The following is a 21,239-nucleotide window of genomic DNA, read 5'->3' as shown; positions in this document are numbered from 1 at the left end:
CTCACCCCGTGGGATTCACGGGCGCATGTTGCAGCCCTCACTCCAACACTTCGACTTCCATGCCCACCTCAACAACACCCGGGCCGTCGTTGACCATGTTCTGCCCGAACCACACCTCACCTTCTTTCTCGCGATAAGTCTTGAGCGTGCTCAGCGGTTCGCGGTCGTCGCGGCGCTCACCGGTGGCAGGATCGATGGTGGTCAGGATGCAACGCGAGCAGCCTTTAAGCAGACGGAATTCCATGTCGCCGATGCGAATGCGCTTCCAGCCGTCTTCAGCAAAAGCCTCAGCGCCTTCCACGACAAGATTGGGACGAAAACGCAGCATTTCCTGCGGACGACCGATCTTGCTCGACAGGTCATCCAGGGACGCCTGACCGATCAGCAGCAGCGGGAAACCGTCGGCGAACCCGACCTTGTCATCGACCGTGCCATAGCCGGACGGCAGCCAGCGGGCGCGCTCCTTGGGAATGTGCACCATGCGTGTCGGCTTGCCGATGAAGTCGCTGACCCACCGCGCCGCTTCGTCCCCCGCATCGGGCACGCGCAAGGTGTCGCGCCAGACCGTGACGCCGCGCAAGCTGTCCTCGGCGTTGTCTGGCAAGGCGACGTCCAGCGCCTGGACACCCGGCGCCGACAGGGTCACTCCGCCCGCCTCGTTCCACAGCACCGAAAGCTGCGACATGTGGGGCAGCGCACGTTGAGTGAAGAATCGCCCACTGGCTTCGTCCACCAGCATCCAGCGTCGGTCCCCCGTCAGCCCCAATTCGTCGAAACCGGCCTGCTGCAACGGCTCGGCCTTGCAGGATTTGAGGGGGTAACGGTACAGCGCGCTGAGGTGCAGCATAAACGCGTCCTTATGACTGGGCGGGAAAGGCCTCACTTTATACGAGCCATCGCCTGCGCGAACCCTACAGATGCAAAAAAGCCCCTCCATACAGCAAGGGGCTGGAAAAAGGTCGAGACGCCGTCAGTTGTCGAGCATCAGCCGCTCGCGCACGACGTCCACCAGCTTGTCCGGCTGGAATTTGGAGAGGAAGTTGTCGCAGCCGACCTTCTTGACCATCGACTCGTTGAAACTGCCCGACAGCGACGTGTGCAACACGACATACAGACCGCGCAGGCGCGGGTCGTTGCGGATTTCGGTGGTCAGCCGGTAGCCGTCCATTTCCGGCATTTCGGCGTCGGTGAACACCATCAGCAATTTGTCGGTCATGACCTCGCCGGTGTCCGCCCAGCCTTTGAGCAGGTTCAGGGCCTTGAGACCGTCGCTGGCGACGTGCATTTTCACACCGAGCTGGCCGAGGGTGTCGCGCAACTGGGAGAGCGCGACGTTGGAGTCGTCCACCAGCAAGACTTCACGACCGCGTGCCCGGGCAAGCACCGGGTCTTCGAGCTTGTCGCGGGAGACCTTGGCGTTGTACGGCACGATCTCCGCGAGCACTTTCTCGACGTCGATGATTTCGACCAACTGGTCGTCGACCTTGCTGATGGCGGTCAGGTAGTGCTGTCGACCGGCGCTGCTCGGGGGAGGCAGGATAGCTTCCCAGTTCATGTTGACGATGCGATCCACGCCGCCCACCAGAAAGGCCTGAACGGAGCGGTTGTATTCGGTGACGATGATGGTGCTCGATGGCCCCGGCACCAGCGGACGCATGCCGATGGCCTGGGACAGGTCGATCACGGGCAGCGTCTGCCCACGCAGGTTGACCACGCCGCAGACGAAAGGATGGCGCTGCGGCATCAGGGTCAGCTTGGGCAGTTGCAGCACTTCCTGCACCTTGAACACGTTGATCGCGAACAGTTGCCGACCGGCAAGGCGGAACATGAGAATTTCCAGGCGGTTCTCACCCACCAGCTGTGTACGTTGGTCTACCGTGTCGAGAATGCCAGCCATTCAATTGCTCCTGGAGCAGGGTTCAAATAAGTCCGCCTACCTTTTATCGGCAGCACTGAAGCAGACCTTAATCTTCATATAAATGCCTGCCGACTTCGTTGATATCACATTAACATCATGTTTTACTCTCGGGTATCCAGTGCGTTCAAATACTGACAAATAGTGGCTTTATGCTGCCAACCAAGTTAGCGCCTCGCCCACCCTCTAGGGGTATTCCCTAACCGACGTCAGGGCAAACCTGATATTCGCGGTATCTAATTGCCATTATTGTGACGCCATTCTCATTGAATGGAGTCGGTTACGTGGTTGCGCTTGTGGAATCTCTCGATCCCCCTGTCAATCCGGCGCTTGTGGACGTGACTGTCCTGAGCGTCGAATCGGCCCGTGCGCGCGACGCGGTCTCATCGGCGACAAAAAAATCAGAACATTCAGAAACGCCCTACAGACTTCTCATTGCCTTCAACATTAACTTTGCGCCACTCGCCCTGCGCGACCCTGGATCGCTATCCATGAAAAGTGGAGACTTCACATGCTGAATGGCAATGAATGGCAGCAACTGCACAGTGATTTCCTCAGTGATACCCCGCAGCTTCTGAGCCGCGCAGACGAATGTCTCAGTCATCTGGAGCTGATCAGCGACGACAGGGATGCCATTGAATGCATGCTTGTCACCCTCCGACAGGTCGCCGGCAAAGCCGATAAGGCAGGCGTGTGCGGCGTCGGCTGCTTCGCCCGCCAACTTCGCTATCTGCTGTATTTCGCTGCGGCGTCGGGACGTTTACTGCCCAAGGCGCTGGCGTCCTTGCGCCAATGCCTGGCGCTGTTGTCCTGGCAGGTTGAGCTGGTCGACCCTTTCACCGGCGTCCTGTTGCTCGATGAGGACGAGCAACAGGCGTTGCTGGAACAATTCGGCTGCTGCTGCGGCATTGAACAGCCCGAAGGCAGCCCTGCCGAGTCCCTGGAGTGGCCTGCCCCGTTACCCCTCAATCCCCCGGACGTCGCCGGCGTCGACCGCGCTGATCGCCCAGGCACACTCTGACCGCGTCCGTCCGGCTGTCTGCGCGGCGGCGGCAACATGCCTGAAAACGACGGATCCACGCCCGAATGCGCCGATACTCGCCAAACGCGACAGGCATGCGCGTTTCCTGTTGCATCGCAACTTGTCGATGGGCAGGCTGAAAGTTATCGCGACGAAATGGGCGTTCTGCCGATAGACGATACAGCGCTGGCTAGCACCATCGTTCCAGAACTAAATCCTGACTAATCAGACAGTTGTCGGCGGCACGTTATTTACAGTTAACGCTTAATAAAACCGGCGATTAAGGTAAGATCGTCGCCCGCTAATGATGACTTTAATCGCATTACCCTTATTGAACGTCGAACACTGGTTTCCGTATGCACGTAGAAGGTAGGTCGGCGCACGTCGTCGCGCCTGCTCCCTGACAAGTGACCTGAAAATGAATGTTCAGGTATCCGCAATCATTACTTGATGGCTTCATCCGCTATGCATGGCAGCAACAAGACTTTCAAGTTATGGCCTATGAGCCCGAACAAAGCGTGTGGATGGGTAGCGATATCAGGTCTGGTGATCATCGCGCTGAACACCCTCGTCTGGTGGGTCGACGGCAATGTGCCGTGGGCACTGGTCAACGCCGCGACATTCCTGGGCTTCGGTTACGCCATGAGCCGCCCCAACCAGACCATCCAGTTTCAACCCCAGGAACTGGCCGACCATATGCTGCAAGTTCAGGAAACCGAACGCCATCGCTTGAGCCGCGAGTTGCACGACGACATCGGCCAGATGCTGACGGCGGCCAAGCTGCAAAGCGACTGGCTGCAGCGACGGGCGACTGAGGACCTGCAGGCGCACTGCGTGATGCTCAAGAGCATCCTCGATGAAACCCTGGCGAAAGTGCGCGACGTTTCGGCGATTCTCAACCCGCGGCAACTGGCGAGCCTGGGCCTGGAGGCCAGCTTGCGCGCGCATTTGTTGCGAACGCTGGCGGACACCCCCGTCCTCTGGAGCCTGGAATGCCAGCAGCGGCTGGCCGGTATTCCCGAGGAAATGGCGGTGGCGGCCTTTCGCATCACCCAGGAAGCCGTCACCAACATGCTGCGCCATGCTCAGGCGAAGAACCTGCTGATCCGCATCAGGCGCTGCCCCGACGGGCTATATCTGAAGATCTCCGACGATGGTCAGGGGTTTTCACCTTCCCCCAACCCTGGCGAACAGGGCCAACGCGGCATGGCCGGCATGGCCGAGCGCGTGGCCTTGCTGGGGGGGCACCTCACCGTTAAAAGCGAACCCGGACACGGCACTGACATCGAGGCCCTGTTCCCATGGGCACCCCGTGCCCGTGAACGCGCTGACATAAGTAAACATTGATGACCTGCACTCTTCTTCTGGTCGATGACCACGCCTTGATTCGCGCCGGCGTTCGGGCCCTGGTGTCCGACATTCCCGGCTATCAGGTCATTGGCGAAGCCGCCAGTGGCGAGCACTTGCTGGAACTGACCCTTGAACTCAAACCGGACATCATCCTGCTCGACATTTCCATGAAGGACAGCAATGGCCTCGACGCGCTGGAGCGTCTGCACCGTACCCTGCCCGAGAGCAAGGTGCTGATCCTGTCGATGCACACCGATCCGCACATGATCATGCGGGCACTGGAAGGTGGCGCCCATGGCTACCTGCTCAAGGATGCCACCGCGACGGAAATCGAACAGGCGCTGGATGCCTTGCGCAATGGCGAACGCTATCTGAGCCCGGCCATCGCCCATACGGTCATCAACCAGGCTTTGGTCAGTGCCCAGTCCAGCAAAGTCGAACCCGCGGACAACCACAACCTCACCGCTCGACAGCTGGAAATCCTGCGCCTCATCGTGCGCGGAAAGTCCACACGGGAAATCGCGTCGGGGCTGAACCTCAGCGTGAAGACCGTCGAAACCCACCGCTCGCAGATCATGAAACGGCTACAGATCTTCGACGTGGCGGGCCTGGTGCTGTTTTGCGTGCGAGAGCAGATCATCAGCCTGGATGATTGAAAGAACGAATCTCGCAGCCACTTGTGGGAGCGAATTCTCGAGGCGGAGTCTGACGACGCCCATGCAGCGCCTGAACCCCCTTCGCGAATAAATTCGCTCCTACAGTTTGCTCCCCGTCAAACGCAGCTTTTCGCGGCGCCGCACGATCCCTGTGGGAGCGAATTCATTCGCGAAGGTGGCTCAGGCGATGCCGATTGCACTGGCCACTCACTCGATCCGCTTCACCCCGCCCAGCAGCGGCGAATGCGCTGGCAGGTGAATATGCAGGGCGCCGGGGCGGGCTTCGAAACGCAGGTTTTCTCCGCGCAGCGGCTCGCCGTCCAGGTTGATGTCCAGCCCCTGCGCCGACTTCAGTTCCACCCACGGCAGTCGTGCCCGGACGAACAGGTTGTCGATGCCGAGCCCGCCTTCCAGCAGGCTTTTGAGGGTGCCGACCACTTCCTGAGGCGCAGGGAGAATGCTGATGTCCAGCAGCCCATCATCCGCCAGCGCATTGGGGCACAGGGGATGACCGCCGCCCGCTTGCCGGCCGTTGCCGATTCCAAGCGCGAGCAGATCACCGCGCCAGTGGAAGTCAGGGCCGTTCAATTCGCCATAGGCCGCTTTCAGTTCGCTGAAGCGCGACAAGCCGGTGAACAGATAGGCAGCCCCGCCCAGCACTTTTTTCAGGTCTTCGGAGGTGTTGGCCGTCACCTGGCTGCCGAAGCCGCCCGTCGCCATGTTGAGGAACAGCTGACCGTCCACCGAACCCATGTCCACCTTACGCGCGGGCACGTCCAGCAGGTCCAGTGCCCGCTCGATTTCCAGCGGCACGCCCGCCGAGCGGGCAAAATCGTTGGCGGTGCCCAGTGGCAGAATCGTCAGGTGGGCGTCGCTGTGGGCCAGTGCAAGTGCTTCGGCCACATCCCTTAGCGTGCCGTCACCGCCGCCGGCGATGATCTCGCGGTGCCCGGCATCCAGTGCTTCGGTCACCAGACGCTGTGCATCACCGCCCTCCCACGTCACTCGCACGTCCAGTTCCCATCCATGCTTGCGCTTGCGTTGCACGGCCTGGCGAACGTCCTCGTTGAGCGCCTGTTTGCCGTGAAGAATCAATACTGCTCTGCGCTCCGTCATAAACCTTCCCTCTGTGCGTGCATTTCGTTGCGTGAGATGTTGACCTCAAGCCCGTCGGAAAAAGCCGTGTTGTAAAAAAAATTTTGCCCGCACCCGGAAAGGGCCAAAAGCCCGCCGTCATTGGACTCGATGCTGCCTCCCCTCTCACACGATGCGGATCCAAGACGCGCTTTTGGCCGATCTAAAGGCCCCATTGCCATGACACAGGATGTTTCATGGGCTTTACTCTGGTCAGGCACTCGTTTGAGGGATTTGCCGATCCGCATTTGGGAGTAGTCCTACGCCACTTTGAGAATTAATGGGATTTTTTCTCATCGGCGGGATTGAAATGCAGGTCGAGAGAGCGCCTAATCGACAAAATATTGGCTAATTTGGATTTACTGGTTAAAAAAGTCAGTATCTTGACTTTTATGGGTGGGACCGGTCAGATAAGCCAGTCATGGATTCACGGATTGAAGATGTGAGGACGTCTTATGCGACTGCAACCGGTCGACAGCCTTCTGCTGACACGCACAAGCCTGATCGAGTATTTCCTGTTCGCCGTCAGGTTGGTACACGGGGTCACATCCGTTCTGCCCGGCATCCTGATTTTTACCTTCTGGAAGACTGATACGCCCACACCGCCGGAAAGTTACGTGATGGTGCAGGTGTTCTTTGGCGTCGTCTGCGTGCTGATGTTCCAGGCGCTTGGGGTGTATTCCGAGATCATCTTCAGTAACCGGTCACGCTTCAAAATGATCCTGTTCGTCTGGTCCTCCGCGTTCTGTGTGCTGCTGTTCATGCACAAGGCCATGGACCTGTTCGTCTACATCACCCAAGAGCAACTGATGGTCTGGTTCTTCGCCAGCCTGGTGATGTTCTGCGCCGAACGGTTGCTGCTGCTGATCATCTACAAGCGCCTGATGGCCCGTGGATTCTTCCTGCAAAGCGCCGTGATTCTCGGCGCGACAGAAAACGGTCAGCGACTCGCCGAGTACATGCTGCAAAACCAGGACATTCGTTCGGGTGTATTGGGGTTCATCGACGACCGCATCGGTCGCCTGCCCAAAACCATGGCTAACCTCCCGCTCTTGGGGAATACCCGCGACCTGGAAACCCTGATCCGCGAAGAGAAAGTCACGCAAGTGCTGGTGGCCCTGCCCTGGTCCGCCGAAAACCGCATGGACTACATCATTCGTGAATTGCGTCGCCTGCCGGTAAATGTGTTGCTGGTGCCCGACATGGTCGCGTTCCGTCACGCCCACAACCGCATCACCGAAGTCGCCAGCCTGCCGATGTTCAACGCCTCGGACGTACCGTTGCGCGGCTGGTCGCCCCTGTTCAAACGCATCGAAGACATGGTGCTGTCGAGCGTGGCGATTCTGCTGCTGTCGCCGGTCATGGCCGCCGTTGCCCTCGCCATCAAGCTTAACTCCCGTGGTCCCGTGTTGTTCTGGCAGAAACGCTACGGTTACAACAACCGCCTGATCACGGTGTGCAAATTCCGCTCGATGTACACCCATCAGGCCGACGCCACCGCCGAGCAACAGACCGTCAAGGGCGACGCCAGGGTCACCCGTGTCGGGCGCTTCATCCGCAAGACCAGCCTGGATGAGTTACCGCAACTGTTCAATGTGTTCGCGGGCAGCATGTCGATGGTGGGGCCGCGCCCACATGCCACGGCCACCAAGGCCGCGGGCATTTTGTTCGAGCAAGCTGTCAAGGAGTACACCTCGCGTCATCGAGTCAAACCGGGCATCACCGGGCTGGCGCAGATCAACGGTTTTCGTGGTGAGACAGATACCGTGGAGAAGATCGAAAAGCGGGTCGAGTTCGATCTTGAATACATCGAAAACTGGTCCGTCTGGTTCGATCTATACATCCTTCTGCGCACTGTTCCGGCAGTGCTTTTTTCTCGCGAGGCTTACTGATGGGCACCCTGATTCCCTGCATTATCGCCGGCGGTGCCGGCACCCGTTTGTGGCCAGTCTCCCGTGAGGCGATGCCCAAACCCTTCATGCGTTTGCCCGACGGCGAAAGCCTGTTGCAAAAGACCTTCAACCGCGCCAGCAATTTACCCGGCGTGCAGAGCTTACTGACCGTCACCAATCGGGAAGTCTATTTCCGCACTGTCGACGATTATCGGCTGCTGAACGAGCACAAGCTGCACCTGGATTTCCTTCTGGAGCCGTTCGGGCGCAACACCGCACCGGCCATCGCAGCGGCGGCATTGCATGTGCAGGACTTGCATGGGGATGACGCACAGCTGTTGATTCTGCCAGCCGACCAATTGATCACCGACATCGCTGCGTTCACCACCGCTGTGCAGGACGCGCAAAAACTGGCGGATGACGGCTGGTTGGTGACATTCGGGCTGATTCCGACTCGTGCGGAGACCGGCTACGGCTACATCGAAAAAGGCCAGGCCCTGAACGACAAGGGCTACCAAGTGGCCCGGTTCGTGGAAAAACCTGACGCCAGCACCGCTCAGGAGTACCTCAAAGGTGGCTTGCACCTGTGGAATGCGGGGATGTTCTGCCTGCGGATCGACGTCCTGCTGCGTGAACTGGAAACCCACGCCCCGGACGTGCTCGCCGCCGTGCGCCACTGCCTGACGCAATGCAAGAGCAAGGAAGGCAGCAACGAACTGCAAATGGAGCTGGACGCCACCACCTTCGCTCAAGTGCCGGACATTTCCATCGACTACGCCTTGCTGGAGCGTTCGCAGAAAGTTGCGGTGGTGCCGTGCGAACTGGGCTGGAGCGACATCGGTTCGTGGCAGGCGATTCGCGAACTCGTGCCCGCCGACGTCAACGGCAACCAGTACAACGGGCAGGTGGTGCTGCACGACGTGACCAACTGCTACATCGACTCGAAGAAACGTCTGGTCGGCGCGGTGGGCCTGGACAACCTGATCATCATCGACACCCCGGACGCCCTGCTGATTGCCGATGCCGAGCGCACTCAAGAGGTCAAGCTGATCGCTCAAGAGCTCAAGCGCCAGGGCCATCCAGCGTATCTGCTGCACAACACCGTGACCCGCCCGTGGGGCACTTACACGGTGCTGGAGGAAGGCAAACGCTTCAAGATCAAACGCATCGTGGTCAAGCCGCAAGGGTCGCTGTCGCTGCAAATGCACCACCACCGCAGCGAACACTGGATCGTGGTCAGCGGCATGGCGCGGGTCACCAACAATGATCGCGAATTCATGCTCGACACCAACGAATCGACCTTCATCAAGCCGGGCCACACCCACCGACTGGTCAATCCGGGGGTCATCGACCTGGTGATGATCGAGGTGCAGAGCGGCGAGTACCTCGGTGAAGACGACATCGTGCGTTTCACCGACATTTATGGCCGCGTGCCAGACGCTCCAAAAGTCTGACCCTCGCGACAACCCGACACTGGCCGCGCCCGTCGCGGCCCTTACCCCAACGAGACCGAACCCGACCCGACACCCAGCAACACCCGACATTGGACTTGGCAGTATCGCCGACATGATTGTTTTACCCGCAAGGGAGCCGTATTCATGCATGACAGGAGTTTTGGACCAATGAAAAACACGCTGTTGCTCGCCAGCGTCCTATTGCTGTGCGCGTGCAACACGCCGGCACGGATCGGCCTTCCTGAATCCCCCGAGATCAAGGCGGCCGAAGACGCCGGTAAAGCCCTCGCAGGCAAGCCATTGCCGCCGGAACGGATTCACGCCGGTGACACCCTGCGCATCGTGCGCAACACCGGTGAAGCGCCCTCGATTTCGGCGTTCACGGCCAACTCGATCTACGAGCTGACGCTGTTCCCGGTGCTCAATGACGGCACCTTTTCCTACCCCTATATCGGTTCGGTGAAAGCGGCGGGCCTCACGGTTCCGCAGTTGATCGACGTGCTGGAGGCCAAGCTGGCGCCGGTGTATCGGGAAACGGCGTTGACCATCAACATCAGCCAGGCACCCAGCAATGTGGTGTTCGTCGGCGGCGCGGTGCGCAACCCGTCCAACCTGCCGGTGCCCGTCGTGACCAATCTGGAGCAGGCCCTAGTGGGCGCGGGCGGGATCAACCCCGACGCCGACGCGACCAAGGTGGCGCTGCTGCGTCAGGGCGACGACGGCCTCTACAAGACCTACTTTTTCGATTACAGCAAGCTTCTCTACGCGGGCGGCGGAGGCCCGAGTGCGCCGGTGCTATTGCAGCGCGGCGATGTCGTGTTCGTTCCCAAATCCACGGTCGGCAACAAGATCGACGGCGTGAACATGTACTTCAACCAGTTGATCCCCTTCTCGAAATCGTTGGGCTTCGGCGTGAATTACAACTTGCGCGACAGCAACTAATCGGAAGGGACCACCGACATGATCACGATTCGCTCATTCCGCGATCTGCTACGCCTGTTTTTCATCTTTCGGCGTGAAGTCCAGATCACCGTCATCGCGACGTTCGCCATTATCGTGCTGGGCGCGTTTCTGCTGCCCAGCCGTTACGAGTCCACGGCGCTGTTGCTGGTCAAGCCTGGCCGCGACACCAGCACCGTGCCGATCGAGCTGGCCGACCGCCAATCCATCGCCGTGCCCAGTGCCCTGCGTGACCCGCTTCTGGACGAGGAGCGCATGCTCACCGGGCGGCCGATCATCCGTCAGGTCGCCCATGAGTACATGGAGAAAATGGCCAACGCGCAACGCGAGGCAGGCTTCTTCGCCACGCTGAAAAACGCGCCCAACATCGCGTTCGAATGGCTGGTCAATGCGGCGCGAAGCACCCTAGAGTTCGTCGGTCTGGTGGCAGAGCGCTCGCAGGAGGACCGCATCGCCGAAGACATGGAGAAGAACTTCAAGGCCAGCCACGATCCGGGCTCTTCGGTCATGGAACTGACCTTCACCTGGGGCGATCCCGAGGTGGCTCAGGAAATCCTCAGAACCTGGGTCGATCGCTTCGAGGATGAGCGCACCCGTACACTGGGCCGCGTCAGCCTGTATGCGTTCTACGAGCAGGAAGTGAAGGACACTCAGGCCAATATTCTCGACCACAAACACCAGATTCAGACCCTGCTCAACAAGCTGGGCGCCGTCAGCATCAACCAGCGCCTGGCCGACGTTTCCCAAGGCCTTAACGACCTGCGCACCGAGCGCAACAACACCCTGCGCTCGATTGCAGCGACCAAGGCCGGGATCGACAAGATTCAGGAGCAGATCAACAAGCAGACCCGGCTCATCAGCTCCGGCAAGGAACTCGCGCTGAACCCGACTCGCCAGGACCTGGAAAGCCGCATCAACGGCAAGGAAGTCGAGCGCCAGGAACTGCTGCGTTCCTACAAGGAAAGCGCGCCGCCTGTGCTGGCGCTGGACACCGAAATCAATAACCTCAAGGCGCTGTGGAAGAGCCACAGCACCACGGTTCAGCGCACCGAAAACATCGCCCCCAACCCGCTTTTCACCCGCTTGCAGAACATCCTGAATGACCAGCAGGCCAGCTACACCCGTCTGCTGGTGCAGCTCAAGCAACTGGATGCGCAGCTGGAGCAACTGGAGAAAGACCGTCAGGAAGCGTTGGACCTCGAACCGCAATTCGCTCGCCTGCAAAGCGAACTGGAAGCCGAAGACAAGAACTACGCGCTCTACACCGTCAGCCTCGAAAAAGCGCGCATCGACCGCGAACTGGACAACAAACGCATCAGCAACATTGCGATCATCGAACAGGCCACGCTCAACCCCAGCAAGGTCTTTCCGAAAAGCCTGATGCTGTTGCTGGTGGCGATTCCGCTGAGTATCGGGGTCGGTCTGTTGGCGATGTACCTGTTCTACCTGATCGATCAGCGCATCCACGATGCCGACAAGATCGAGGCGCAATTTGGCGTGCCAGTGTGGACCACCCTGCAAGACCTGGACGCCCCGAAAGGCCCGCCACGCAGCGCCTTCACGGCCAGCCTTTATCGCCTTTACAGCGTGCTGCCGCTCAAACAGGTGCCGGAACGTGGCTTGAGCATCGGCATCACGTCTGCCAATGCCGGGGAAGGCGTGACCTTTGTGATCGAACACCTGCGCGACCTGCTGGTGGAGCTGGGTCACACCGTGCGGGTGGGCGATGGGCGCACCGCCGAAGCCGGAGAAATCCAGCTGATCGACGCCTCGGATTTCTACAGCAAACAGGAAGCCTTCGTGCACCTGCGCGACGCCGACCTGATCGTGCTGGTGATCGAAGCCGAAAAGTCCACGGTGCCGAAACTGCAAAATGCACTCGCGACCCTGTCCACCGCGTTCAAGCACGTCGATGGCGTGATCCTCAATCGCCGTCGCTTCGAGATTCCGGAGAAAGTGCTGACCTGGATCGGCCGTTATCGGAGCCACCACTAAGATGCAGATCGCCCTCCTCGCCCCGCTGCCGCCGGAGCAGAACGGCATCGCCGATTACGCCGGACACCTCAAGCAGGCGCTGGAAGACCTCGGTGTGCGCGTCAGAACGCCGCTGCACGGCGTCGGCAACGACCCACAGGCCGCTCGGCAACGGGTGGCCGAGGCCGACTGGCAAGGCATCGATCTGGTGCATGCGGAAATCGGTGGCGGCCGGCTCGCCGAGTTTCATGCCCTGCGCGCATTGCGCCAGCGCTTCGCGCACTTGCCGTTGACCGCCACCGTTCATGATCCGGAACGCCTGGTCTGGCGTCGGCAACAGCTGCCATGGCCGCTGTCGATGATGTCGTCGCTGCGCTCGCCGTTGCCAGAAGTCGCCACGGTGCTGGCCGACCCGCTGTGCCTGCACGAAGAGCGGCAGTTGGCGCAGCACCTGACCCGGCTGATCACCCTGACCAAAGCGGGCAACCGCAGCCTCATGGAGCGCATGAAGTTGCAGCAGGCGCAGATGGCCGTCATCCCCCACGGTAATCTGCCCATTGCGCCGATGCCGCTGCCGCCGCTGCAACCGCTCAAGCTGCTGTATTTCGGGTTCATATACCGGGGCAAAGGCATTGAGGACCTGCTCGAAGCGCTGGCCCGGCTGTTCGTCGAGAAGCCTGCGCTGCGGTCTCGGGTACGACTGACACTGGCCGGGGGCAGCGAACCGGAAATGGCGTTCGGGCCGTCCGGCAGCTACCTCGAACAACTGCGCCAGCGCATTCGTGAGCTAGGGTTGACTGACTTGATCGGCTGGCACCTGGACCTGCCGGCGGCGGAGATTCCTCATGTGATCCAGGCGCACCACGTCATGGTCTTGCCGTACCGCGAATCGAGCAAATTGAAGATCCTCGGCAAGCTGCGCGGCACCAGCGGGGCGCTGTCCTGGGCCACGGCGTGCGGGCGTGGGGTGATCACCTCGGATGCCCGGTCGTTCGCCGAAGAGGTGTCCCACGGCAACGGCGAAATTTACCCGCAAGGCAACGTCCAGGCGCTGACCGACGCGCTGTCGCGGCTGTGCGAACAACCGCAACTGGCCCAGACCTGGGCTGACCGGGCCTCCGTTCTTGGCAGGGAGCGGGTCTGGAGCCTGACCGCCGAGCGATTCCGGCAGGTCTTCCAAACTGCATGCGAGGTGGCTGAATGACGGGAAAAGCGTTGCTGGCGATGGCCGTTTTAAGTGTCTGTGCGTTGACGTCGATCAGCCCGGCCGTCGAGGCCGAGACGATCCTGCGGGCGCCCCGTCCGGTGGTCTGGAAAGACTTTTTGGGCGTCAACGTACAGTTCCAGTACTTCACCCCGGACATTTACCAGAAACAGATGAGCCGTCTCGATCAACTGGGCCTGGGCTGGATTCGCTGGACCCTGCATTGGCCGATCCTCGAACCGGCGCCGGGGCAATACAACCTGGAGGCGCTGGACGCGGCAATGAAGGCCGCCGACCCGCATCACTACAACACGGTCGCCTATCTGGTGGGCTCCGCCGCGTTCGACAGCAGCGCGCCCCAAGGCGCCAGCAACACCGACCAGTACCCGCCACGGGACGACACGATTTTCGCAGAGCGCATGACGGCCCTCGCCCAACGCTACTCGCAGGTCAGCCACTGGCAGGTGTGGAACGAGCCGAACATCGTCTGGCTGCCCCAGCCGGATCCCGAGGCGTACTACGACCTGTTGACCACCACGGCCAAAGCCATTCGCAGCGCACTGCCGAACAAACCCATCGTCACGGCGGGGGTGGCGTATTACGGGCAGATGCGCGGCTCGACGGGCTACATGCTGCAAGCGATGGTGGATCGGGGCCTCGCCAGCCAGAATATCGTCGCCGCATACCATCCCTATTCCGAATACCCGGAAGGCGACTCGGTGGCGGACCGGGACTTTCTGGTTCGCGCCATCAACCTCAACAAAAGCCTGCACGATCAGGGGGTGAAACAGGTGTGGGCGACCGAGTGGGGCTGGTCGAGTTACAGCGGCCCGGTGGAGATGCAGCGCGTCATCGGGCTTGATGGTCAGGCCGACTACACCCTGCGTCGTCTCGCGTTGATGAGCACGCTCGACTATCAGCGCATTTTCCTGTTCAACCTTAGCGATCTGGACGAACGGGCCACACCCCGTGATCGCGGCTATGGCTTGCTCGACCTGAGCGGCGAACCGAAACCCGTCTACACCGCGCTGAAGAATTTCTTTGACGTCACGGGGCCGACCCTGCAACCCGCCGATCCGCCGCCGGTCACCTCGGTGCCGGAAGACCTGTACGCGATCTCCTGGAACAAGCCGGACGGCACGCACTTGCTCATGGCGTGGAGCGCCAGCAGCGCGCACCTGACCTTTCCCGGCATCAAAACCGCGACGTTGTATGACCCGCTGACCGGCGCTCACAGCTCATTGGCCAACGCCAAAGGCGTGGACATGGCGCTGACCCCGACCCTGCAAATCCTGGCGTGGAAACCCTAGTCATGCGCATTCTCTGGACACTGCCCTACCTGCCCTGGCCCACCACCAGCGGCGGCAAGACACGGGAATATCACCTGCTGCGCAACCTGGCGGCGCGGGGGCATCGCATCACCCTGCTGGTGCAGTCGAAAACCGAACTGGACGACGCCACTCGCGCCGCGCTGGAGCCGTGGCTTGAGCGTCTGATCGTGGTGCCCCGTCGGCCATTGCGCAGCGTGCGCACCCTGCTCGCCGTGGCCTTCGCCAAGCCGCCGATGCTGGCCAGCGCCAACGGCTTTTCCCCGCAGTTGGAGCATGAATTCGAAACCCTGCTGCAAGAGCCATGGGACGTGATCCAGATTCAGCACAGCTACGCGTTCCAGCCGTTCGAAGCGCCGCTCAAGCATTCCGGCAAGCCGTTCATTCTGGTGGAGCACAACATCGAATCCGGTCTGGGCGCCGCCAGCTATCTGGACTTTCCCGGTTGGGCCCGGCCGTTCGTGCGCTTTGATCAGTGGCGCTACCGGCAGTGGGAAAAGCGCATCTTCCCGATGAGCAGCGAGCTGGTCGCGGTCACCGAAGACGATGCGAAAGGCTTGTCGCGCATGACCTCACGGGCGACCCATCTGGTCGTCAACGGGGTCGACTGCGACTACTACGCCAAGGTCTGCCCCGACCGCTACAGCCGTCGCCTGCTGTTCATCGGCAATTACGAATACGGCCCCAACGTCGATGCCGTGCAATGGGCGCTGGACCACATCATGCCCAAGGTGTGGAACCTCGACCCGATGGTGCGCCTGACCATCGGCGGTTTCGCCCTGCCCCATGACTGGCCGCAGCGTTGGGCCGACCCGCGCATCGATTGGCTGGGCTACGTGCCGGACCTGCGCACGGTGCAGCGGGAAGCGGCGATTTTCTTCGCCCCGTTGCGCGAAGGCGGCGGCTCGAAACTCAAGGTGCTGGAAGCCATGGCGGCGGGCCTCACGGTGGTCACCACCGAGCAGGGCTGTTCAGGCCTGAACGTGATCGATGGCACCCATTACCTTCGCTGCGACGACGCTGACGGCCTCGCGCGGTTGCTGGCCGAAGCCATCGAACAACCGGCCCGGCTGGCGAAGATCGGTGAAGCGGGTCGGGCTTATGTCCGTCAGCATCACGACTGGTCGGTGTCCGCCGCGCAACTGGAAGGCATCTATTCCCGGGTTCATCAGCAAGAGGACGCTCACGCATGCGCGTAGGACTGGATTACCGCCCTGCGACGGGCTTTCCCAACAGCGGCATCGGCCGGCAGAACATCGCCCTGGAAGAAGCGTTTCGCGCTCATCCCGACGTGCAATTGCAATTGTTCAGCGTCGGGCCGTACGACCACGCGATCCGGCGCATCGCCCACTGCCCGACCTGGGAAACGCCGCTCAACGGCATTCATCGCTTGCCCGAGCGTCTACGGTTCGAAGCGCAATTTCTGCCGGATGCCTTGAAAGAAGCAGAGATTGAAATCTACGTCGCCAACCTGAACATGGGCCTGCCCATCGGGCGTAAACCGGCGGGTATCCGCTACGTGTTGCAGCTGCATGACTTGTTCCAGCTGACCATGCAGAACAACCACGGCTCGCGCCTCAAGGCCAAGGTCTATCGACTGACAGATCAGCTGTCCATCGGCCACTCACTCAAGGTGGCCGACCGGGTCTGGGTGCCCTCGCAGTACACCGCCGACGAAACCGTGCGTCTGTTCCCCGGCGCCCGCGACAAAATCCGGGTCATGCCCCATGTGGTCGAAGGCTTCAGCGTCGCGCCCGTCGAACTCGACACGCCATTGCCGGAACGCTACTGGCTGTGCGTGGGCACCCGCGAGCCGCGCAAGAACATCCCGTTCTTTTTCGAGGCCTGGCAGATCGCCCGTCGCCAGTTTCCCCGGACGCCGGACCTGGTGCTGGTCGGCGGCGCCGATTGCCTCACCAGCGTGCAACGGGAAACCCCGGGGCTGCACCCCATCAGCGGCATCAGCGACGGCCAGTTGCACCGCGTCTACCAGCGCGCCGAGCGTCTGTGGCAGCCGTCCTATGGCGAGGGTTTCGGCCTGCCGGTGGTCGAGGCCCTGAGCGTCGGCACCCCGGTCGCCGTGGCCACGGGGTCCTCGCTGGACGAGGTGACGCCTGACGACAGCCCGCGATTTGCGCCGGACGACCTCGCCGGTCTGGTGCGACTGATGGGCGTGCTGTCCACCGCAGAACCCCACGACCCCGCCGCCCTGCGCGGGTGGGCCGAACGATACGGCGTCGACGCCTTCCGTCGTCGCTTCAATGACATGCTTGAGGAGCTGCGCTGATGCCACTGGCCGTGCCCGTTGGCGCCCTGCTCGCCCTGCTGTTCGGCGTGCTGATCCTGCTGCTGCCGCCGCTCAAGGTGCTGTTGGCGCTGGCCGGTGTGGCAGCGGCGCTGGCCATCGTTCGTCGCCCTTTGCGTGGCCTGTTGCTGTTCGGGGTGCTGGCCACGTTTCTGCCTTACGCCACGGTGCAGATCGGCATCCGCACCACGGTGTCGGAAGCCTTGCTGATGCTGATCTGGGCCAGCCTGCTCGCCCATCGCCTGTTCTCGCTCTACACCCCGCCGCTGCACCTGTTGCGCACCGAACGCTGGTTGATCGCCTTGATGATGTTCAGCGCATTGCCGTTCGTGGTCGGCGAGCTGAGCGTTCATGTCCAGGGCAACGGCCCGATCAACTGGGTTCGCTGGCTGTTCAACCTGTCGCCGTTGTTTCTGGTGCCACGCTTGCTCAACGATGAACAATCCCGGGAACGGATGACCATCGCGTTGCTGCTAGGCACGCTGTTTCTGTTGCTGCTGTCGATCCCGGTGTACCTGAAAAGCGGCAACTCGACGGCGATCATTTCCATCATCGGCGGTCTGGGCTACAGCAACCTGGACACGCTCAATCAAGGCCTCAGCGGGTTGTCGACGCGCATGGGTACGCCCTGGACCCACCCCAACATCGCGGGGGGTGCGATGGCCATGCTCTTGCCGCTGGCGTTCTGCATCGGCGTCACCCGCGAAGGGTCGGTGCGGGTGCTGGGCCTGGCCGTGGCGGTGCTGGCCCTGGCCGGTTTGCTGTTTACCGGTTCGCGGGGCGCACTCGTCAGCCTGGTGGTGGTCATGTGCTGGATGGCCCGTCGGCGGGTGCCCTATGTCGGTCGCATGCTGATGACCGGCGTGCTGCTGGGCTGCCTGCTGCTGATGTTCTACCCGCCGTTGCAGGAACGGATCGCGGGCCTGTTCACCAGCGACGACGCCAGCACCGCCGTGCGTTTCGAGGAGTACTCACACTTTCCCGAAGCCATGCGGGCCTTCCCGCTGGGCATCGGCTTCAAGGTCGACCCGCCGATTCCCGGCACCCGCCTTTGGGGCATTTCCAACCTCTGGCTGAACTACATCTACAAGCTGGGCATCCCCGGCATGCTGCTGTTCGTGGCGGTGACGGTCAGTTGGTGGCGCGAAGCGAAACTGCCGCACAACTTCGTGACCCTTAGCCGCGACACCGCGCTGTGGCTGGGCACCCGAGTGGGGGTGATGGCGGCGTTGTTCAGCGGCGTGTTCGACCACTATTTCAGCTTTACCACGGTGCTGATCGCGCTGTTCTGGCTGCTGCTCGGGGTCAACCTGCATGAAGCCAAACGCTTGCAACAGCGCGCGCAAGCCATCGAATCCGATCCGGGGGAACGACCATGAAGCACCGCATGATGCACTCGCACAATTTGCGTGAGGCCCTGCCGGAATACGCACGCAAGATGGGGGTCAGCGCTGAGGAACTGGAAAGCACCTACGACTGGATGCTCGCCAATGAGGTCTGCTTCGAAACCCCGATGAAGGACAGGACAATGTGTTTCATCAGCTACCTCGACATTCAGTCGCGCATCGAGCCGCCGCTGGCGCGGCGCTTCTATCGGTTGCTGTCCCATGAAACGGCGGGGGCGCTGATTCCGCTGTACGGGATCAACTGGCCGACCCTGCGCGACCGCATGCTGCGCACGTGGGAGCAGGCCTACAACATCCTCATTTGCAAGATTCCGAGTCACACCCTGCGCCTGTTCTGGCTGCGCATGGGCGGAGCGAAGATCGGCAAGGGCTCGACGGTGTGGCGCAACACGGAAATCCTCGGGGTCGATGGCCTGCGGATCGGCGACGACAGCACCGTCGGCTGGCATTGCCAGCTGGACGCACGGGGCGGGCTGTTCATCGGCAACCACGTCACCATCGCGTCCCATGTGCTGATCATTGCCGGCGGCCACGACCTCAAGGCCCCTGAATTCTGGGCGGTTGGCGGACCGGTGTACGTGCGGGATTACGCCTGGATCGCCAGTCGCGCGCTGCTGTCCTTCGGCGCTGACGTGGGTGAAGGTGCGGTGGTCGGTGGTGCCACGGTGGTGTCCAAACCCATTCCGCCCTACGCCATCGTCAGCGGCCCCAACGCGGAGATCAAAGGCGAACGCGCCCGTGGCCTCAACTACAAAGTGGGCGGCAAAGGCCTGTTCACTTTGTTCCACTGAGTCGGGTCGGTGTTCGGCTCGACGCTGTGGCTGACCCTCGCCACCCTCACCGGGCTGGCGGCAGGGTTCGCCCGCGAGTGGCTGTTGGTCGCGGCCTGGGGCGCGGGCGGGCGCAGCGATGCGTTTCTGGTGTCGCTGTTTCTCCCTGAAGCCCTGCGCATGGCATTGGCCGCCGGGTTACTGAGTGCCGCCGCGTTGCCGCTGTATCAGCAACGCGTCGCACGCGCGCAGCAAGATTGGCTGGGGGCGATGATCCCCCGCGTCTTGCTGTGCGGCCTCGGCGTCAGCGTGCTATTGAGCCTCGGCGCTCCGTTCTGGGTGCGCCTGATCGGGCCGGGGCTGGTCACCGACGGCTATGCACTCGCGGCCGGTTCACTGCAATGGCTCGCCTGGTCGGCGCCGGGGTTTCTGCTGCACGCCCTGCTCTGCGTGCCGTTGCAGGCCCGATCGCGTTTCGTGCTGGCGGGCCTGGGTTCGCTGCTGTTCAACCTCCCTCCGGTTGTGTATCTGGCCGTGATGCGCCACGCCGCGACCCCGACGGGTCTGGCCTCCGCCTGCCTGTTCGGCAGTCTGTTGATGCCCGCAGCGCTGTTGCCGTCGCTCGTTCGCGAAGGCTGGCGGCCCTGGCACATCAGCCGTGCGCCGGGTGCCGGGCGCGAGCTGTTACAGCGCATTGGCCCGTTGCTCAGCAGCAACCTCGCCAGCCAGGGCCTGGCGTTGCTGGAGCGAATGGTCGCCTCGTTGCTGGGAGAAGGCGCGGTGACGTGGGTCAACCTGGCGCGCAAGCTGATCAACCTGCCACTGATCGCATTGATGAGTCTGAACCAGGTGTTGCTGGGGTTGATGAGCGGCGCCGAGGGGCAACAGCGCATGGACCTGCTGCGCAAAGGGCTGGGCAGCGCCACGCTGCTGACAGTTCCCGCCGTCGCTGGATTGATCGGCGCGGCGGGTGCGCTGGTCGCCTTGCTGCTGCCGAATCAGGCCGTCGACGGTCCGCTGCCGGGACTGCTGGCGTGGTTCGCCGTGCCGTTGATGTTCGGCGCCTGGAACGCCCTCCTCGCCCGCTACGCCTACGCCGCTGGGGACACCCGTCTGCCACTGGCCTGCGAACTTATCGGCAGCCTGCTCAACGCGGTCTTGCTGGCGGTGCTGCCGTTCTTCTTCGGCCTGATTGGCATCGCCATGGCGGCGGTCTGCGGCGCGATCCTCACCGGCGTGCTGCTGATGCGGCGCCAAGGACTGCTCAGCGCGTTGCCCTGGCGCGAGCAGTGGCTTTTAGGAGCCGGGGTGATGCTGCTGGCCGCCACCGTGCTGCACCCGTTGAGCAATGTCTGGCTGCAACTGGGGTTGAGTTGCGCGTACGGGGCGGCGCTGCTGGTGGGGTTGGCGCTGTGGTTGAGGCCGTGGCGCGGTTCAGGTTTCTGATTCTGGCTGAAGGACGTAGTCGTCTGGTTTCACGACTGCTCCGGTCGGACGCGACCCCGGAGCGATCGCAGGCAAGGTTGAACGCCACCCCGGCATTCCCACGCCCTCCGGCAGAAGCAGGCCGCGCACGATTCGAGCTTCTGATTCTGGCCAAAGGCCGTAGGAGTTGGCTTGCCTACGATCTGGCGCGAAGCGGCAGCAAAACCGATACACGCGGTGTATCAGGCATACCGCATCGTCTGATTTCACGACTGCTACGCAGCCGATCGCAGGCAAGCCAGCTCCTACGCCTCCGGCAGAAGCAGGACGCGGCGCTTACAGGCTTTTGATTCTGGCCAAAGGCCGTAGGAGTTGGCTTGCCTACGATCTGGCGCGAAGCGGCAGCAAAACCGATACACGCGGTGTATCAGGCATACCGCATCGT

18 protein-coding genes are annotated in these 21,239 nt (G+C 61.9%); 15 read left to right on the top strand and 3 right to left on the bottom strand.

What is annotated here, in order from left to right; all coding sequences use genetic code 11:
- Positions 1-37: 37 nt before the first annotated feature.
- Both ACIQAL_RS26955 and ACIQAL_RS26950 read right to left on the bottom strand, forming a co-directional pair.
- Positions 38-847, bottom strand: a complete 810-nt coding sequence (locus ACIQAL_RS26955; protein ID WP_401150754.1) for an MOSC domain-containing protein — start codon at positions 845-847, stop codon at positions 38-40.
- Between the two features lie 123 nt (positions 848-970).
- The gene (locus tag ACIQAL_RS26950) at positions 971-1,897 is read right to left on the bottom strand and encodes a chemotaxis protein CheV (RefSeq protein ID WP_401150751.1); all 927 of its coding nucleotides are present in this window, start codon (positions 1,895-1,897) and stop codon (positions 971-973) included.
- A 529-nt stretch (positions 1,898-2,426) separates the two neighbouring features.
- Between ACIQAL_RS26950 and ACIQAL_RS26945 the strand changes: the two genes are divergently transcribed.
- From ACIQAL_RS26945 to ACIQAL_RS26930, 4 genes are all read left to right on the top strand, one after another.
- Positions 2,427-2,936: a hypothetical protein gene (locus ACIQAL_RS26945; RefSeq protein ID WP_401150749.1), complete on the top strand. Its 510-nt coding sequence runs from the start codon at positions 2,427-2,429 to the stop codon at positions 2,934-2,936.
- 36 nt (positions 2,937-2,972) lie between these two features.
- Positions 2,973-3,161 (top strand): hypothetical protein, encoded by a 189-nt coding sequence (locus tag ACIQAL_RS26940; protein ID WP_401150747.1) that lies wholly within the window; start codon positions 2,973-2,975, stop codon positions 3,159-3,161.
- Positions 3,162-3,401: 240 nt separating this feature from the next.
- Positions 3,402-4,283 carry a sensor histidine kinase gene (locus ACIQAL_RS26935; protein WP_401150744.1) on the top strand — a complete coding sequence of 294 codons (882 nt, stop codon included), beginning with the start codon at positions 3,402-3,404 and terminating at the stop codon, positions 4,281-4,283.
- On the top strand, positions 4,283-4,942 hold the full coding sequence (locus tag ACIQAL_RS26930; protein WP_401150741.1) for a response regulator: 660 nt from the start codon (positions 4,283-4,285) through the stop codon (positions 4,940-4,942). Before ACIQAL_RS26935 ends, ACIQAL_RS26930 begins: the two co-directional genes overlap by 1 nt.
- 207 nt (positions 4,943-5,149) lie before the next feature.
- Here ACIQAL_RS26930 and yegS read toward each other — a convergent pair whose 3' ends face one another.
- Positions 5,150-6,058: a lipid kinase YegS gene (gene yegS, locus ACIQAL_RS26925; RefSeq protein WP_401150739.1), complete on the bottom strand. Its 909-nt coding sequence runs from the start codon at positions 6,056-6,058 to the stop codon at positions 5,150-5,152.
- Positions 6,059-6,531: 473 nt separating this feature from the next.
- Here yegS and ACIQAL_RS26920 point away from each other — a divergent pair, with 473 nt between their 5' ends.
- From ACIQAL_RS26920 to ACIQAL_RS26870, 11 genes are all read left to right on the top strand, one after another.
- Positions 6,532-7,968 (top strand): undecaprenyl-phosphate glucose phosphotransferase, encoded by a 1,437-nt coding sequence (locus tag ACIQAL_RS26920; protein WP_166598237.1) that lies wholly within the window; start codon positions 6,532-6,534, stop codon positions 7,966-7,968.
- Positions 7,968-9,422, top strand: coding sequence for a mannose-1-phosphate guanylyltransferase/mannose-6-phosphate isomerase (locus ACIQAL_RS26915; RefSeq protein WP_401150735.1), 1,455 nt, complete (start codon positions 7,968-7,970; stop codon positions 9,420-9,422). Before ACIQAL_RS26920 ends, ACIQAL_RS26915 begins: the two co-directional genes overlap by 1 nt.
- A gap of 168 nt (positions 9,423-9,590) precedes the next feature.
- A complete protein-coding gene (locus tag ACIQAL_RS26910; RefSeq protein WP_401150733.1) occupies positions 9,591-10,364 on the top strand; it encodes a polysaccharide biosynthesis/export family protein in 774 nt (257 codons plus the stop codon).
- A gap of 18 nt (positions 10,365-10,382) precedes the next feature.
- On the top strand, positions 10,383-12,377 hold the full coding sequence (locus ACIQAL_RS26905; protein WP_401150730.1) for an exopolysaccharide transport family protein: 1,995 nt from the start codon (positions 10,383-10,385) through the stop codon (positions 12,375-12,377).
- Position 12,378: 1 nt separating this feature from the next.
- Positions 12,379-13,560 carry a glycosyltransferase gene (locus tag ACIQAL_RS26900; protein WP_401150728.1) on the top strand — a complete coding sequence of 394 codons (1,182 nt, stop codon included), beginning with the start codon at positions 12,379-12,381 and terminating at the stop codon, positions 13,558-13,560.
- Positions 13,557-14,870: a cellulase family glycosylhydrolase gene (locus ACIQAL_RS26895; protein WP_401150725.1), complete on the top strand. Its 1,314-nt coding sequence runs from the start codon at positions 13,557-13,559 to the stop codon at positions 14,868-14,870. The genes ACIQAL_RS26900 and ACIQAL_RS26895 overlap by 4 nt, the downstream gene beginning before the upstream one ends.
- A 2-nt stretch (positions 14,871-14,872) precedes the next feature.
- Positions 14,873-16,087 carry a glycosyltransferase family 4 protein gene (locus ACIQAL_RS26890; protein WP_401150722.1) on the top strand — a complete coding sequence of 405 codons (1,215 nt, stop codon included), beginning with the start codon at positions 14,873-14,875 and terminating at the stop codon, positions 16,085-16,087.
- Positions 16,078-17,175: a glycosyltransferase family 4 protein gene (locus tag ACIQAL_RS26885; RefSeq protein WP_401150719.1), complete on the top strand. Its 1,098-nt coding sequence runs from the start codon at positions 16,078-16,080 to the stop codon at positions 17,173-17,175. Before ACIQAL_RS26890 ends, ACIQAL_RS26885 begins: the two co-directional genes overlap by 10 nt.
- Entirely contained in the window at positions 17,175-18,572 is a 1,398-nt protein-coding gene (locus ACIQAL_RS26880; protein ID WP_401150716.1) for an O-antigen ligase family protein, read from the top strand. The genes ACIQAL_RS26885 and ACIQAL_RS26880 overlap by 1 nt, the downstream gene beginning before the upstream one ends.
- A complete protein-coding gene (locus tag ACIQAL_RS26875) occupies positions 18,569-19,390 on the top strand; it encodes an acyltransferase (RefSeq protein ID WP_401150714.1) in 822 nt (273 codons plus the stop codon). Before ACIQAL_RS26880 ends, ACIQAL_RS26875 begins: the two co-directional genes overlap by 4 nt.
- Positions 19,391-19,399: 9 nt before the next feature.
- A complete protein-coding gene (locus ACIQAL_RS26870; RefSeq protein WP_401150711.1) occupies positions 19,400-20,815 on the top strand; it encodes a lipid II flippase MurJ in 1,416 nt (471 codons plus the stop codon).
- The last annotated feature ends 424 nt before the right edge of the window (positions 20,816-21,239 follow it).

This window comes from Pseudomonas sp. NPDC088368 (assembly GCF_044753445.1).
GTDB lineage: Bacteria > Pseudomonadota > Gammaproteobacteria > Pseudomonadales > Pseudomonadaceae > Aquipseudomonas > Aquipseudomonas bambusae.
The sequence above is the reverse complement of the archived record's forward strand: the minus strand, read 5'-3'. Positions and strand labels throughout refer to the sequence as shown.

What these genes read in the sequence shown, in the direction of transcription:
- ACIQAL_RS26955 (WP_401150754.1), bottom strand. Translation starts at nt 847, where the DNA reads ATGCTGCACCTCAGCGCGCTGTACCGTTACCCCCTCAAATCCTGCAAG.
- ACIQAL_RS26950 (WP_401150751.1), bottom strand. Translation starts at nt 1,897, where the DNA reads ATGGCTGGCATTCTCGACACGGTAGACCAACGTACACAGCTGGTGGGT.
- ACIQAL_RS26945 (WP_401150749.1), top strand. Translation starts at nt 2,427, where the DNA reads ATGCTGAATGGCAATGAATGGCAGCAACTGCACAGTGATTTCCTCAGT.
- ACIQAL_RS26940 (WP_401150747.1), top strand. Translation starts at nt 2,973, where the DNA reads ATGCCTGAAAACGACGGATCCACGCCCGAATGCGCCGATACTCGCCAA.
- ACIQAL_RS26935 (WP_401150744.1), top strand. Translation starts at nt 3,402, where the DNA reads ATGCATGGCAGCAACAAGACTTTCAAGTTATGGCCTATGAGCCCGAAC.
- ACIQAL_RS26930 (WP_401150741.1), top strand. Translation starts at nt 4,283, where the DNA reads ATGACCTGCACTCTTCTTCTGGTCGATGACCACGCCTTGATTCGCGCC.
- yegS (WP_401150739.1), bottom strand. Translation starts at nt 6,058, where the DNA reads ATGACGGAGCGCAGAGCAGTATTGATTCTTCACGGCAAACAGGCGCTC.
- ACIQAL_RS26920 (WP_166598237.1), top strand. Translation starts at nt 6,532, where the DNA reads ATGCGACTGCAACCGGTCGACAGCCTTCTGCTGACACGCACAAGCCTG.
- ACIQAL_RS26915 (WP_401150735.1), top strand. Translation starts at nt 7,968, where the DNA reads ATGGGCACCCTGATTCCCTGCATTATCGCCGGCGGTGCCGGCACCCGT.
- ACIQAL_RS26910 (WP_401150733.1), top strand. Translation starts at nt 9,591, where the DNA reads ATGAAAAACACGCTGTTGCTCGCCAGCGTCCTATTGCTGTGCGCGTGC.
- ACIQAL_RS26905 (WP_401150730.1), top strand. Translation starts at nt 10,383, where the DNA reads ATGATCACGATTCGCTCATTCCGCGATCTGCTACGCCTGTTTTTCATC.
- ACIQAL_RS26900 (WP_401150728.1), top strand. Translation starts at nt 12,379, where the DNA reads ATGCAGATCGCCCTCCTCGCCCCGCTGCCGCCGGAGCAGAACGGCATC.
- ACIQAL_RS26895 (WP_401150725.1), top strand. Translation starts at nt 13,557, where the DNA reads ATGACGGGAAAAGCGTTGCTGGCGATGGCCGTTTTAAGTGTCTGTGCG.
- ACIQAL_RS26890 (WP_401150722.1), top strand. Translation starts at nt 14,873, where the DNA reads ATGCGCATTCTCTGGACACTGCCCTACCTGCCCTGGCCCACCACCAGC.
- ACIQAL_RS26885 (WP_401150719.1), top strand. Translation starts at nt 16,078, where the DNA reads ATGCGCGTAGGACTGGATTACCGCCCTGCGACGGGCTTTCCCAACAGC.
- ACIQAL_RS26880 (WP_401150716.1), top strand. Translation starts at nt 17,175, where the DNA reads ATGCCACTGGCCGTGCCCGTTGGCGCCCTGCTCGCCCTGCTGTTCGGC.
- ACIQAL_RS26875 (WP_401150714.1), top strand. Translation starts at nt 18,569, where the DNA reads ATGAAGCACCGCATGATGCACTCGCACAATTTGCGTGAGGCCCTGCCG.